Source organism: Microcoleus sp. N3A4, from assembly GCF_036701805.1.
GTDB lineage: Bacteria > Cyanobacteriota > Cyanobacteriia > Cyanobacteriales > Microcoleaceae > Microcoleus.
The window spans coordinates 177,074-191,266 of the sequence record NZ_JAUBRJ010000004.1; the positions used below are offsets into that span (position 1 = coordinate 177,074).

At 45.3% G+C, this 14,193-nt stretch carries 12 protein-coding genes; 11 read left to right on the forward strand and 1 reads right to left on the reverse strand.

The features are described from left to right. Positions 1-118: 118 nt before the first annotated feature. The 6 genes from QUA56_RS04340 (at position 119) to QUA56_RS04365 (ending at position 7,428) form a co-directional block, all read left to right on the forward strand. Entirely contained in the window at positions 119-1,453 is a 1,335-nt protein-coding gene (locus QUA56_RS04340) for a flippase (RefSeq protein ID WP_333353691.1), read from the forward strand. A gap of 219 nt (positions 1,454-1,672) precedes the next feature. Continuing rightward, positions 1,673-3,010, forward strand: a complete 1,338-nt coding sequence (locus QUA56_RS04345) for a flippase (RefSeq protein WP_333353694.1) — start codon at positions 1,673-1,675, stop codon at positions 3,008-3,010. Continuing rightward, a complete protein-coding gene (locus QUA56_RS04350; protein WP_333353697.1) occupies positions 3,007-4,203 on the forward strand; it encodes a hypothetical protein in 1,197 nt (398 codons plus the stop codon). Before QUA56_RS04345 ends, QUA56_RS04350 begins: the two co-directional genes overlap by 4 nt. 24 nt (positions 4,204-4,227) lie before the next feature. Then, positions 4,228-5,097 carry a hypothetical protein gene (locus QUA56_RS04355; protein ID WP_333353700.1) on the forward strand — a complete coding sequence of 290 codons (870 nt, stop codon included), beginning with the start codon at positions 4,228-4,230 and terminating at the stop codon, positions 5,095-5,097. Between the two features lie 98 nt (positions 5,098-5,195). Continuing rightward, positions 5,196-6,128 (forward strand): glycosyltransferase family 2 protein, encoded by a 933-nt coding sequence (locus QUA56_RS04360; RefSeq protein WP_333353703.1) that lies wholly within the window; start codon positions 5,196-5,198, stop codon positions 6,126-6,128. Positions 6,129-6,162: 34 nt separating this feature from the next. Then, positions 6,163-7,428, forward strand: coding sequence for a glycosyltransferase family 4 protein (locus QUA56_RS04365; RefSeq protein ID WP_333353706.1), 1,266 nt, complete (start codon positions 6,163-6,165; stop codon positions 7,426-7,428). On the opposite strand, the gene QUA56_RS04370 is transcribed toward QUA56_RS04365, so the two are convergent. After that, the gene (locus QUA56_RS04370; protein ID WP_333353708.1) at positions 7,425-8,183 is read right to left on the reverse strand and encodes an FkbM family methyltransferase; all 759 of its coding nucleotides are present in this window, start codon (positions 8,181-8,183) and stop codon (positions 7,425-7,427) included. The genes QUA56_RS04365 and QUA56_RS04370 overlap by 4 nt on opposite strands. A gap of 44 nt (positions 8,184-8,227) precedes the next feature. On the opposite strand from QUA56_RS04370, the gene QUA56_RS04375 reads away from it, so the two are divergent. The 5 genes from QUA56_RS04375 to QUA56_RS04395 all read left to right on the forward strand — a co-directional run bounded on the left by QUA56_RS04375 (position 8,228) and on the right by QUA56_RS04395 (position 13,760). Beyond that, positions 8,228-9,109, forward strand: a complete 882-nt coding sequence (locus tag QUA56_RS04375; RefSeq protein ID WP_333353710.1) for a glycosyltransferase family 2 protein — start codon at positions 8,228-8,230, stop codon at positions 9,107-9,109. 87 nt (positions 9,110-9,196) lie between these two features. Further along, on the forward strand, positions 9,197-10,348 hold the full coding sequence (locus QUA56_RS04380) for a glycosyltransferase family 4 protein (protein WP_333353713.1): 1,152 nt from the start codon (positions 9,197-9,199) through the stop codon (positions 10,346-10,348). Between the two features lie 117 nt (positions 10,349-10,465). Beyond that, entirely contained in the window at positions 10,466-11,695 is a 1,230-nt protein-coding gene (locus tag QUA56_RS04385; RefSeq protein ID WP_333353716.1) for a glycosyltransferase, read from the forward strand. A gap of 59 nt (positions 11,696-11,754) precedes the next feature. Continuing rightward, complete coding sequence (locus tag QUA56_RS04390; RefSeq protein ID WP_333353718.1) at positions 11,755-12,837, forward strand: NAD-dependent epimerase/dehydratase family protein; 1,083 nt, start codon at positions 11,755-11,757, stop codon at positions 12,835-12,837. Between the two features lie 77 nt (positions 12,838-12,914). Further along, entirely contained in the window at positions 12,915-13,760 is an 846-nt protein-coding gene (locus QUA56_RS04395; protein WP_333353720.1) for a WecB/TagA/CpsF family glycosyltransferase, read from the forward strand. Positions 13,761-14,193: the final 433 nt, after the last annotated feature.

The following is a 14,193-nucleotide window of genomic DNA, read 5'->3' on the forward strand; positions in this document are numbered from 1 at the left end:
TTGCAGAAGTTAAAAATCGATAGAACTATGAGATATCATATTAATGAGCCTGGTTTTTCATTGATTTCCCAGCGCTCGAAAAGTATATTTATTTTTGATAAGGACTCAAAACTTCCTGATGTTAGATAAGCTAACTGCGCTAAGTCAAAAGCTCGGCGCCGGCATGGGTCTGTTAATTGGCAATCTGGTTTGGCTGCTGACTGACCAAATTTTGCAGATGGGTCTGCGTTTGTTGGTCGGAGTGTGGGTGGCTCGCTATCTGGGGCCGACACAATTTGGCTTGCTCAATTACGCTCACGCTCTTGTCTCGCTGTTTGCTCCTGCGGCGGCGATGGGATTGGGTACTCTTGTAGTGCGGGATATTGCTCGCGATCCCGAATGCGAGGAAGAGACTCTGGGGACTGCTTTTGTTATACAACTGACAGGGGGAATTATTACTTTACTGCTGGCGGTGACAGCGATTTCGCTACTGAATCCCAAGGACAGTTTAACTCTCTGGTTGGTGGGGATCGTCGCAGCCGGAACTATGTTTCAATCCTTTGAAACAATAAACTTTTGGTTTCAGTCGCAACTTCAATCTAAGTATACTGATGTTGCTAAAAACTCCGTATCTTTACTGGTTGCAGGAATCAGCATCGGATTGATTCAAGTCCAAGCACCGCTGATTGCTTTTGCTTGGGTGAGTTTGGCAGAGGTGGCTTTGGGGGGATTGGCGATCGCACTTGTCTATCAAAGCAGGGGCAATAATTTCAAGTTGTGGCGAGTCAGTTGGCAGCGAGGCAAACAACTGCTTCAGGAAAGCAGGCCGCTGGTGCTGTCTAGCTTGGCGATTTTATTCTATTCCAAAATAGATCTGATTATGCTCGGTTCTGTAGATAAAACTGAGTTAGGATATTACGTAGTTGCAGTTAAACTGTCGGAAACTTGCGATTTCTTGCCGCTGATTATCGCTTCTTCTATTTACCCCAAACTCGCACAGTTAAGAGAAACAAATTATGCCGAATACCTGAAAAAAATTCAGATTTACTCGGATACCATGTTATTTTTGTGGTTGGGAGTGGCAGTGCCAATTTCTTTGCTAGCTCCTTTCATAGTCCAGACTCTTTACGGCGAGCAATATGCAGCTTCAGCCGGAGTGCTGTCAATCTACGTCTGGGCTCAATTGGGCAGCAATTTCTGGATAGCTAGAAATACCTATTTTGCTCTCGAAGGTCAACTGCAATACAATCTTTACTTGACTGTAGCAGGTTCAATTTTTAATATAGTATTGAACTCTTTACTAATTCCTCAGTATGGAGCATTGGGAGCAACAGTGGCAACTTTAATCACTTATTTTTACGTAAGTATTTTAGTAAACTTTTACATAAAAGAATTAAAACCTTTCGCAAGTTTAATTCTTGGCTCGCTGAATTTATACAAAGCAGCTTCTCGGCTGCTCGCTTCGAGCAAGTGATTGAAATTAAACAAAACACCCCGTACCGCTCGCATCCCGATGCTGGCAAGGTACTCAAACCGAGCAAAAAATCCTCAACCAGAACAGCAAAAACTTTTTAAATAAATGTTTAATTACTGCCAAAGTTTATGATAGACTATCATAATAACCAGGGTTGTTAATTCATTCTCAAACGCTCAAAAAACATATTTATTTATTATAAGGACTCAAAACTTTCTGATGTTAGATAAGCTAACTGCGGCAAGTCAAAAACTCGGGCCAGGTCTCCGTCAGGTACTCGTGAATCTGGCGTGGCTGTTCACTGACCAAATTTTGCAGATGGGTCTGGGTTTGGTGGTAGGGCTTTGGGTGGCCCGCTATCTGGGGCCCGTTCAATTTGGCTTGCTCAACTACGCGATCGCCTTTGTGTCAGTTTTTAGTTCGGTAGCCACAATGGGATTGGGCAGCATCATCATCCGCGATATCGCTCGCAATCCTGAATCCAAAAACGAAACGCTGGGAACTGCCTTCGGGCTGCAATTTACTGGCGGCTGCATCACTCTGCTGTTAACTGTCGCGGTGATTTCGCTATTCAAGCCTGACGAATACCTGACTCGCTGGCTGGTGGGAATTATCGCCGCCGGAACTATCTTTCAGGCTTTTGAGGCAATCAATTTTTGGTTCCAGTCTCAAGTGCAGTCAAAATATATAGTGCTGGCGAAGAATTCGGTATGTTTTTTGGTTGCCGGAGTCAGAATTGGATTGGTGCTGATTAAAGCGCCGCTGCTTGCCTTCGCGTGCATGAGATTGGCAGAGGTGGCGCTCGTAGGAATAGCTTATGTATATTTTTATCGCCTTACAGGAAATAAAATTCAGGATTGGCAATTCAGTTGGGCCCGAGGCAAGCAACTGCTGCGGGAGAGTTGGCCGATAATTTTGTCGGGATTGGCAGTTTATTTGTACTCAAAAACCGATCAGCTCATGCTGGGTGCGATGAATAAAAATGCTGAACTTGGATATTATGCGGCTGCTGTTAAAATCTCGGAAATCTGCGATTTCTTGCCCATGATAATATCTGCCTCTATTTTTCCCAAATTAGCGAATTTGAGAGAGAGAAATTATGAAGAATATCTAAATAAATTTCAAATTTATTGTGATACTATGATGATTTTATGGTTGGGAGTGGCAATCCCGATTTCCTTACTTTCTCCGTGGATAGTGCACGTGCTGTACGGTGACAAGTATGCTAAGTCAGCAGCGGTACTCGCAATCTATGTTTGGGCGCAATTTGGCAGTAACTTTGGAGTAGCGCGGAACACCTATTTTACGATCGAGGGTCAGTTGCGCTACAGTCTTTACTTGACTGTAATCGGGTCGATTTTAAATGTGGGGTTAAACTTGTGGCTCATTCCTAAGTATGGAGCTTTTGGTGCTACTGCGGCTACTCTGATTACTTATTTTTACGTGATTATTTTAGTCAATTTCCTGATTAAGGAATTGCGCCCTTTTGGCAAATTAATTTGGCGATCGCTTAACTTGTATAATGCTGCTTCCCGGCTAATAGGATTACTAAAATGATTGAAATTAAACCCCAAATTCAGCATAAATCTAATTGCCCCACATCTGGGACGGCTCTACAGCCAGCAAAAATTTTGTGGCAGGGTATGCACATTTGTGTTGAATTTAAGTCGGACTCTGGTAGTGAAATAATCGATTTATTGAGAGTCGGTCATGGCTCTCATACATCCCTGCAAGTTGATTTAGCAAAAGGAGAGGTTTTTTCTGGCAACAGTTACGTCGCAGAATGGTTGGGAAAACCATTGCTAAATTCACTCCAAAATCCTCGAAGTGAGAAACTTGAAATCACCAAAGAAATTTTCAAGCCGTGCCAGCGGGTCATCATTTTAAACTGTATTGACTATCTTTACGGTCACTCGCTGTTAAAGTTACTGAACGCACAAAGACACTTGGAGTGCAACCCCGACTGCGGGTTAGTTGTGATAGTGCCTAAGTTCTTGAGGTGGATGGTTCCCGATGGAGTCGCTGAAGTTTGGACAGTACCCATTGCTTTAAAAAATGGTCGAGATTATTATCCTAGCTTCGCCGAGTTTGTTGAGGAAGAAACGAAACGCTTCGAGCAAATTTATGTGAGCGAAGCCTATTCTCATCCGAGTCAGTTCGACATCACGCGGTTTACTAGAGTTCCCAAGCACAGCTTCGACAAAGAAGAGGTCAATATTACCTTTATTTGGCGGGAAGACCGCCTTTTTATCAACAGTTTGCTGTTCCGAGTTCTGAGAAGGCTGAATCTGCAGTCAATTGGGCTGGCGGTTCAAAATTGGAAGGTACGCAGGTTATTTGAGGGAATTCGATCGCGCGTACCGTCAGCACAATTTGCAGTAGCAGGTTTAGGCACAAAGACTCAGTTCCCAGAATGGATTGAAGATTATAGAGTGGAGAAGTTTAATGAAAAAATCGAGCAGGAAATCTGCCAAATTTATGCTGATAGCCGTTTAGTAATAGGCCTGCACGGCTCTAATATGCTGCTGCCTTCTGGCCATGCTGGCATGACAATGGATTTAATAGATGAACGGTGGGGAAACTTTGCACAAGACATTATTTACCAAGAGATCGACCAGAAAATGGCTGCTTTTCGCTATAGATTTTTGCCCTATCAGACGAACACTGATACACTGGCATTCATAGCGGCTGTGATGGTTCTGACTGTTGATGAGTTTAAATCCTACATGACTGCTGATGTTGTTAATTGAAAGGGTGGAGGATAGCAGAAAAATATGACGAATTCTAAAGCCATAGTAACGCTGACAATTGGTCAAAAATATTTGGAAAACTGGAAAAATTTGTGCCAAGCAAACTGGCAAAAGTATGCAGATAGGCACGGATACGATCTGATTTGTATTGAAGAGCCTTTAGATGATTCAGCACGGGCGCAAAAGCGATCGCCCTGCTGGCAAAAATGTCTAATTCTGGGCGAAGAATCTGTCAATAAATATGATAGAGTAGTCTGGGTAGATGCAGACGTTTTGATCAATTCGGCAAATGCTCCTTGTATTGTGGAAGGTGTGGCTGTTGATAAAGTAGGCGCGGCCCCAGAATGGGCAACACCTAACGACCAGTTATCTGCTGAAGCTAGAGACCGATTGTTTGAAACTTGGGGAATTACGGACGAAAAAAACGAGCGGGGTACTTATGCAAAGTACGGTATTCCTGCCGAATTCGATCGGATTGTCCAAGATGGTATTATGGTACTTTCACCGTCTCACCACCGCTCGATTTTAGAAAAAGTGTATTATGAATGCGAGGAAACAGGGTTCGGTGAAATGCCTTGGCTTTCTTATGAACTGTTGAAAGCCGATCGCGTTCAATGGATCGATCCGCGCTTCAGCACTGTCTGGAGCGTCCACAAAGCTTTGTATTACCCATTTTTGCTCCCCAAACCGCACACAAAACCCAGTTTATTTAACCGGGTCAAAGGCAAACTTTTATCAAAAGGGATGCCCGGGCGGTTGGTTGACAGGCGGGCTAGCGAGTGTGCAACGACGGCTCTGATCAATACTTTTTTTCTGCACTTTGCGGGTACTGCAGGAGAAATGAGACTGGTAGACTTAGAATCTACTTCCTGGCGAGATTTGCGACCTGGTTAATCTTTTTTTAGTCAATGCTGGAAGTACAGTAAATACTTGGAATTTTTTTTGTACGAAGCGAGACTTGCATACAATCATAAACATAGTAGAGTAGTTAAATGTCCGATTGGCAATTGAAAACCCCCGTCGCATTTATTATTTTTAAACGCCCCCAAGAAACTGAAAGGGTGTTTGCAGAAATTCGCAAAGTAAAGCCGCAGAAACTGTTAGTAGTTGCTGACGGGCCCCGTGCAGATAGACCGGGGGAAGACCAAGATTGCGATCGGGCTCGTGCGATTATTGACCGAGTAGATTGGGACTGCGAAGTTTTGAAAAATTACGCTGACGTAAACCTGGGCTGTCGGCGGCGGGTTTCTAGCGGTATAGATTGGGTGTTTGATACGGTTGAAGAGGCAATTATTCTTGAGGATGACTGTCTGCCCGATCCTACATTTTTCCGTTTCGCTGAGGAATTGCTCGATCGCTACCGAGACGATCGGCGGATTATGTCAATATCCGGTCAAAATGTGCAGTTTGGGCGACAGCGAACTGATTTTAGTTACTACTTTTCTCGCTACACTCACTGCTGGAGTTGGGCGAGTTGGAGGCGAGCTTGGCGATACTACGATTTAGACATGAAGCTGTGGCCGGAAATTCGCGATGGTAATTTTTTGGCCGATGTACTGGGAGATCCGCAAGCTGTAAAAGTTTGGACAAATATTTTTCAACTTTGTTATGACGGAAAAATAGATACTTGGGATTTCCAGTGGGCATTTGCTAGCTTTATTCAAAATGGTATGAATATTCTGGCAAATGTCAATTTAGCTTCTAACATCGGACACGGTACGGGAGGAACCCACACGGGGGATGCCAGCAGTCCCTACAATAATATACCAGCAGAAGCTATAACATTTCCGCTGAAACATCCGCCTTTTGCAATTAGGGATACGCAAGCAGATAATTTTACTCAAAATACTTTGTATGATTACGATCCGCCGCTGCTAAAGAAGGTGCAAAAAAAAATCCATAAACTGTTGAAAAAAACCAAGTAAAATCCGAGAGAACACTAGAGGATAGGCAGGGGAGATGAAGGTTGTACTTATCAATAGTTCCGATCTTGAAGGCGGTGCAGCCCGCGCCGCTTATAGACTGCACCAAGGTTTGCAGGGGATTGGCGTATCTTCGCAAATGCTGGTGAAAAATAAGAAAAGTGGCGATCCGAATGTCATCTTGTCACAGAATGGCATTGCGAATAAGTTTGATAAGATTATTTCAACTATATCAAACTTGCCATTGCGGCTTTACCCCGAGAGAAATCCCGCTATATTTTCTCCAGAATGGCTGCCGGATTCCCTGGCTGCTAAAGTTGCCAAAATTCAACCAGATATTATTAACCTGCACTGGGTTTGTGGGGGTTATATGCAAGTAGAAAGTGTTCCGAAGTTTAATAAACCCCTAGTCTGGACGCTCCACGATATGTGGTCTTTTACAGGTGGATGCCACTACAGCGAAGAGTGCGATCGCTACACTAAATCTTGCGGTAGCTGCCCGCAACTGCACAGCAGCAAAGATTCGGATCTGTCGCGGTGGGTGTGGCAGCGGAAAGCTAAAGCTTGGAAAAATATTGACCTAACTCTGGTTAGCCCTAGCGCTTGGTTGGCTAAATGCGCTACTTCTAGTTCTTTGTTCAAAGATTATCGAATAGAGGTAATTCCTTACGGCATCGATATTCAAAAGTATAAACCCCTCAATAGTCAATGGGCGCGAGAAATCCTGAATTTACCTAAAGATAAACAAATTGTACTCTTTGGGATTGCAGGTGGAACTAGCAACCGCTGGAAAGGGTTTAACCTGCTAGTATCGGCGTTGCAAAGCCTGAGCAAGTCTGGCTGGAAAGATCGGATAGAGCTGCTGGTTTTTGGTTCTTCTCAACCGGAAAATGCCGTTGAACTGGGTTTTAAAGCTCACTATTTGGGTAATCTAGCAGATGATATCTCCTTAGCAACAGTTTATGCAGCAGCAGATGTCTTCGTCGCCCCTTCTGTTTACGATAATTTGCCAAACACGGTGATGGAAGCTGGAGCCTGTGCAATCCCCAGCGTCGCATTCAATATCGGGGGACTGCCGGATATGATCGAACACTGCTCAAATGGCTATTTAGCTAAACCTTATGAAACAGAAGACTTAGCAAGAGGTATTGCATGGGTACTCGAAGATCCCGATCGACATCAAAAACTCTGCGCCAGGGCCCGTCAAAAAGTGGAACAAGAATTTACCTTAGACATACAAGCAAATCGCTATTTGTCTCTTTTTTCCGAACTCGCCAGCGCTTCAAACAGCGCCGCCCCTTAAACCAACTGTTTCCGCTGCTGTGGCGTAGCAAAAAAATTAGACTTTCTAAATTGTCCGTTTTCTTTAACAAACACCATGTCTACTTGAGCTAAAGCTCCGTCGAGAGGACGGATGTAACCCCCAAAAATATCGTAGGTGGCGAATCCGCGCTCTTTCATATAACTGACGATATCGTAGAATTGTGGCCCGCCGACAAAGAATTCAAACAGGGATACTTCCAGAATGATTATTTCTGTATCCTCCAGCACCTGGCGAGAGCCGTCTAAAACATTAAGCTCAGCGCCCTGCACGTCTACTTTCAATAAATAAGGCCCTTTTAAGTTTCTTTCCCGGCACAAATCATCAAGGACAACCAGAGGAATTTCCCTGGGCACACCGTCGGCAACACTACCTTCTGACTCCTTGAGAGTAGAAGATCCGTAAAGTTGAGGGTGAACGTTAATCGTAATATTTCCCGCTTGAGCGCCGGCGCCAGCCATGATATACTGAGCGTTGTATTTTTGACAAATTTCTTTTAAATTTTTCTCGTATTCGATCAAAGGCTCTACCAGCAAAAAGTGGGTTTCGGGAAATTTTTCGTACAATTCAAAAGTCCCGTAGGCAACGCCGACATCTATAACGGTTTCTGGTTGAAAACCCAACTTGATGAACTGATCGAGCACGCCGTACATAGATGTTCTCATGCCTTGACGCGGGAGATCGAATCCCAAAGGCTTAAGTATTTTGTACGCTATTTTTTTGAGTAATTGCCTCATATTTTTTTCCAGACTACAATATTGAATGAAACTATTATAGATTGATGAAACCACACAGCACTATAGCAACAATCATAACTTGCCATAACCGCAAGCAAAAGACCTTAGCTAGTCTCGCGGCGCTATTCAATCAGGTGCTGCCTGCAGATGTCTTGCTGGTGGCGTACTTAGTGGACGATGCCAGCACTGACGGTACTGCCGAAGCTGTGCAGGAGACTTATCCGCAAGTTAAATTGCTGCGCGGAGATGGGAACCTGTTTTGGAATGGAGGAATGCGGCAAGGATTTGCTGAAGCCATAAAGCAAAATTATGACTACTACGTCTGGCTCAACGATGACACTGTACTGGAACCGGAAGCCTTGAACACAATGCTGGCAACGTCCCGCTGCTTGGCTGAGCAAGGCAACACGCGAGCTATTGCAGTGGGTTCTACTCGTGACTCGGAAACTGGGGCGCTGACTTATGGGGGCTGGTTGCGGACTAGCTGGTGGCATCCTTTGCACTTTCGCCTGGTGGAACCGAGCGAGGAAGCTCAGCCGTGCCATACTATGAACGGTAACTGCGTTTTGATGCCGCGAGCAGTAGTTGAAGTAGTGGGAAACCTAGACCCCGCATTCATCCACAGCATGGGAGATATTGACTACGGTTTGCGAGCGGTGCAACAAAATTGTACAGTTTGGGTGGTTCCTGGATACGCGGGCACCTGCTCGACCAACCCGCCGGAGGGTAACTGCTGGGAAGACCCGAACATGAGTTTGCTCGATCGATTTAAAAAGGTACTGCAACCCAAGGGTTTTGGGCCAAAAGAGTCGAAAGTGCTGGTACAGCGGCACACGAATATCTTGTGGCCGATATATTGGCTGTTACCTTATTTGAGGTTGATTTTGATCTCGCTCCGCCGAGGATCTGTAGGCTATCGCGGCTGATTGTATTTTTGCAAGCACAGGGAATGGGGAAGATTTTTGGCGATACCGCCGGCTTTCTTGTCGTAGCTACAACTAAAGGTGAACCGCATGGATGAACTCCGCATCGCTTGGCTTGTCCCGGAAGTGGGCCTGGGAGCTTACTGGCAGCCTGTTTTGAGAGAATTTACGAAAGTGTTTAAAAACACTGTGTTCTACACCGGCGGTGTCTGGCCGGGATTCGACCCAAAAATGCCTGGATCGTCGGCAATTCAGCTAGTAGGAAAGACGAGTTTTGTCGAAACGACAAAGATAAATACAGGCTACGATCGCGGATTCATTGTAGTCTCACCAGCCATTATCGGTTATCTGCTTGAATTTCGTCCTCAAGTCGTATTTCCCCAAGCTTTCTCTTTGTGGACTGTAATTGTGGCTTTGTTAAAACCACTGATGGGATGGAAAATTGCGATTATTTATGATGGCAGTTCCCCGAATACAGACTTTAGAGATTCCAGTTTTCGGACATTTGTTCGCCGCATACTGGTGCGGTTTGCCGATGCTTTTGTTTCTAACAGTAATGCTGGCAAACAATATCTGATAGAAGCGCTTAACGTACCCGAGCAAAAAATTTTTACTAGAACCTATCTTGTCCCGGATGCGGGAGCTTTAATGAAACGGTTGGATCGAACTAAGCCGCCAAATTTGCAGTTAAAACGCCCAATTTTTCTGTATGTAGGGCGGGTCACAGCTAGAAAGGGAATTAAGACGCTTTTAGAAGCTTGCGCTATTCTTAAAAGTCAAGGTTATGCTGATTATTCGCTGTTGATTGTTGGCAAGGGAGATCAGCGGGAGGAACTGGAAGCTTTTATTAAAGAGCGCAATTTTGAAGAGCAGGTAACTTGGGCCGGATGGGTGGAATATGGAAGTTTGGGTGCTTACTTTCAGCAAGCTGATGTTTTTGTATTTCCTACTTTTGAGGATGTCTGGGGAATGGTGGTACCGGAGGCGATGGTTTTTGGCAAACCTGTACTCTGCTCAAATGGTGCAGCTTCCTGCGAATTGATTGCTGAAGGGGAGAATGGTTACATTTTCGATCCTAGAGACTCTCAAGGTTTGGCCTCGGCGATGCGGCGTTTTCTGGACAATCCAGATTTGATTAAGTCGATGGGAGAGCGATCGCGCGAACTAATTGCTCAAAAAACTCCCGAAACAGCCGCCCAAGCTTATGTCGAAGTAACATCATTTTTAATGGTTCGTGGTTAAGCTGTTGTGGTTAGTATAAAAAAAACAGCGTTTTTAAGTAACCAACAAAAACTAACCGCTAACAACAAATTAAAAACTCACGCCTAACAACTAACCACTAACCACTAACAATTGCCGATGAAAATTCTTTTATCTGCCTTTGCCTGCGAACCCGGACAAGGATCTGAGGAAGGAGTGGGCTGGAATGCGGTGGTAGAAGCCGCCAAACATCAAGATGTATGGGTAATAACTCGCACCTTTTACCGTACCGCTATTGAAGCCTTCCTCGCCGCGTGCCCGAACCCTAACCTGCACTTCGTCTACATTGAGCCTTTCGGCTGGAGCGAAAACTTTAAAGGTAGACAGGGAGGGCTGCAATTGCACTATTACCTGTGGCAAATTTTGGCTTATTTAGAGGCGCGCGATCTCCACCGCCAAATTAATTTCGACATCGCCCGCCACGTCACCTACGTTAAATTTTGGTCGCCGAGCTTCATCTCGCTGCTGCCTGTTCCTTTTATTTGGGGGCCTGTGGGCGGCGGCGAAGCAGCCCCTAAACCTTTTTGGGAAGATTTTAGCTCCAAGGCAAAACTTTACGAAACAGCGCGAGACTGGGGACAGCGCCTCGGTGAGAGAGATCCCTTTGCCAGGATGACGGCTCGGAGAAGCGTCTTAGCTTTGGCGACAACGGATGACACGGCGAAGCGGGTGCGGGCGATGGGGGCTAAAAAGGTGCAGGTGCTTTCAGAAGCCGGTCTGTCAAAGGCAGAGATGGAGCGGCTGGGAGAGTGCAAAATGCCAGGGGATTCGCCGATCAGGTTCATCAGTATGGGGCGGTTGCTGCACTGGAAAGGCTATCACCTGGCTGTACGCGCCTTTGCCCGAGCTAAGTTGCCGAATGCCGAATATTGGCTGCTGGGGGATGGCCCGGAACGCGATCGCCTTCAGTCTTTAGCGCAAGAATTGGGCATTGCTTCTCAAGTTAAGTTGTGGGGGAGGCTGCCGCGCGAAGAAACTTTGGACAAGTTAGGGGAGTCTCATGTACTGATTCACCCTAGCTTGCACGATTCAGGGGGGTGGACGTGTCTGGAGGGGATGGCGGCGGGGCGTCCGATCGTCTGCTTGGATCTGGGAGGGCCTGCTACTCAAGTGACGGCACAAACGGGGGTAAAAGTACCTGCTTACAATCCAGAACAGGCAGTGCAGGGTCTAGCTGAGGCGATCGCTCATTTAGCTGGCGATGCCGAGTTGCGATCGCGCTTGGGTGAAGCAGGTCGAAATCACGTCAGGGAAATCTATGATTGGAATATCAAAGGTAAATTCTTTGCCCAATTGTGCGAAGATGTATGCAAGGGAAAATCAGGATAATTTCCGATTTGTTCGATCGCACAAAACAAAGAAAACTATATTTTGTCAGGCGGTAAAACGTGAGCGTTGCAATCATTACTGGATCGGCGGGTTTAATTGGCTCGGAGGCTTGTAAGTTCTTTGCCAAACAAGGTTTCGAGATAGTTGGTATAGACAATAATATGCGCCAGTTCTTTTTTGGTGCTGATGGTTCTACAAACTGGAACCGCCAACTGCTCGAAAAGTCTTTGGGAACCAAGTATTATCACTTAGATGTGGACATTCGCGACTACGAAGCGATTACCAATATCTTTCAGCGGTACGGCGAGTCGATCGAGTTAGTCATTCACACAGCAGCACAACCTAGCCATGATTGGGCTTGCCGTGCTCCGAAAATAGACTTTACCGTCAATGCCAACGGCACTCTCAATCTTCTAGAAGTAACTCGCTTGTACTGTCCCAAAGCAGTTTTCATTTTCACTTCTACGAATAAAGTATACGGCGATACGCCAAATAAATTGCCTTTAATTGAATTAGAACACAGGTGGGAAATTGAAGCGGGCCACACTTACGAAAGCGGCATTCGGGAAGATATGTCTATCGATCAGTGCCTGCACAGTTTGTTTGGTGCTTCTAAGGTAGCTGCTGACGTTTTAGTTCAAGAATACGGTCGATATTTTAATATGAACACCGCTTGTTTTCGCGGCGGCTGCTTGACGGGACCAAATCACTCGGGAGCTCAATTGCACGGCTTCCTCGCCTACTTAATGAAGTGCGCCGTCACGGGAACTCCTTACACCGTGTTTGGCTACAAAGGCAAGCAAGTCCGCGATAACATTCACAGCGCGGATTTAATTTCGGCATTTTATGAATTTTATAAAGCTCCCAGAAGCGCCCAAGTTTATAATACAGGAGGAGGCAGATACAGCAATTGTTCGATGTTAGAAGCTATCCAGATGTGCGAGGCAATTGCGGAACGCAAATTTAATTGGACCTATGCTGAAGGAAATCGCATTGGCGATCACATTTGGTGGATTAGCGACAATTCAAAATTTGCAAGTCACTATCCTGACTGGAAAATGAAATATAACGTTAAACAAATCCTACAGGAGATTTATGAATGTAACCGCGAGCGTTGGCTGAAAGAGGGGTCGAACGATTGAGCTAGGAAAAAAGAACAGGGTGCCAGTTTTGTAAACAACGATGGAATACAAAGTTTAAAAAATCCTACAGGAGATTTATGAGTGTAACGGCGAGTGTTGGCTTAAAGAGGTCTTCCATGATTGATAAAGGGAAAAAAAATGTACTGGGCATATTAGTAAATGCCGTTAATTATGAAGCGGCCGTCAGCAAAATTATTGCAGCAGCCAGCGCCCAACAACCTATGTCTGTTTCGGCTCTAGCGGTTCACGGGGTAATGACTGGGGTTCTCGACAGCACTCATCGCTATCGGATCAATCACATTGACTTAGTATTGCCAGACGGACAGCCGGTGAGGTGGGCGTTAAATTTGCTCTACAATACGGGATTGCCCGATCGAGTTTGCGGGCCGAATGCGATGTTACAAATCTGCGAACGTGCGGCCGAAGAAGGATTATCTATATATTTGTACGGATCTCACGCTTCTGTACTGGAGGCTTTATCTCGCAATCTCTGCCAGCGTTTTCCCAAGTTAATTATTGCTGGAACTCAGCCTTCTAAATTTAGGCACGTTTCGGCCCAAGAGAAACAAGAAATTGCCGAGCAAATCCGCAACAGCGGTGCAGCAATTACTTTTGTCGGTTTGGGGTGTCCGCGACAAGAAGTCTGGGCTTACGAATACCGGGACGATTTATCAATGCCGCTGATTGCTGTAGGTGCTGCTTACGATTTTCATGCGGGTAATTTGGCTAAAGCTCCTGAGTTTTTATCTAAGATAGGTTTGGAATGGCTGTTTCGGATGATTAAAGAACCCAAGCGCCTCTGGCAGCGGTATGTTTTTTTGAATCCGCTTTATATCTGGCTGTTTTTGCTGCAAGCTTTGAAAATCAAACAGTTCGACCCCACAGACGCCACGCCGCCTGTGGAAGAAGTATTGTATGGTTAAAATTTTAAGAGTGTGGTGAATGGTCAGTTTTCACAAATAAAAAGCCAAAAGCCCAAAGTAGGAATAATAATTAATTATTTTGACTTTCGACTTTAAGCTGGTGATGATTGGACTCTCGAATTAATAGGGTGTTTTCTATGACTTATGTGTTGCTTGTTTTGTAACTACTGTCTAGGTAACAGAAAAAGCGTCAGCCGTCCTTGTTGTATGATTTTGATGGTTTGCTCTCGACAGCCAGTGTAGTCGCACCCTAAAATTATGGTGGCGAGGTTTCCTATTTTGTCAGAGTAGATTTCTCGCAGAGATGATTGGCTTTTGTCTTGATTTATGCCTGGATTGACCAAGAATTTCAAAGGTGGTACCCGCCACGTGATTTATCCGTGGAATCAATCCAAAATCTCAAATCTAAAATCCTCAAGCCCCCGAATTTATC

Excerpts from the sequence above, each read along its gene's own strand:
- QUA56_RS04345 (WP_333353694.1), top strand. The coding sequence starts at position 1,673 with ATGTTAGATAAGCTAACTGCGGCAAGTCAAAAACTCGGGCCAGGTCTC.
- QUA56_RS04365 (WP_333353706.1), top strand. The coding sequence starts at position 6,163 with ATGAAGGTTGTACTTATCAATAGTTCCGATCTTGAAGGCGGTGCAGCC.
- QUA56_RS04355 (WP_333353700.1), top strand. The coding sequence starts at position 4,228 with ATGACGAATTCTAAAGCCATAGTAACGCTGACAATTGGTCAAAAATAT.
- QUA56_RS04350 (WP_333353697.1), top strand. The coding sequence starts at position 3,007 with ATGATTGAAATTAAACCCCAAATTCAGCATAAATCTAATTGCCCCACA.
- QUA56_RS04380 (WP_333353713.1), top strand. The coding sequence starts at position 9,197 with ATGGATGAACTCCGCATCGCTTGGCTTGTCCCGGAAGTGGGCCTGGGA.
- QUA56_RS04370 (WP_333353708.1), bottom strand. The coding sequence starts at position 8,183 with ATGAGGCAATTACTCAAAAAAATAGCGTACAAAATACTTAAGCCTTTG.
- QUA56_RS04385 (WP_333353716.1), top strand. The coding sequence starts at position 10,466 with ATGAAAATTCTTTTATCTGCCTTTGCCTGCGAACCCGGACAAGGATCT.
- QUA56_RS04340 (WP_333353691.1), top strand. The coding sequence starts at position 119 with ATGTTAGATAAGCTAACTGCGCTAAGTCAAAAGCTCGGCGCCGGCATG.
- QUA56_RS04360 (WP_333353703.1), top strand. The coding sequence starts at position 5,196 with ATGTCCGATTGGCAATTGAAAACCCCCGTCGCATTTATTATTTTTAAA.
- QUA56_RS04395 (WP_333353720.1), top strand. The coding sequence starts at position 12,915 with ATGAGTGTAACGGCGAGTGTTGGCTTAAAGAGGTCTTCCATGATTGAT.
- QUA56_RS04375 (WP_333353710.1), top strand. The coding sequence starts at position 8,228 with ATGAAACCACACAGCACTATAGCAACAATCATAACTTGCCATAACCGC.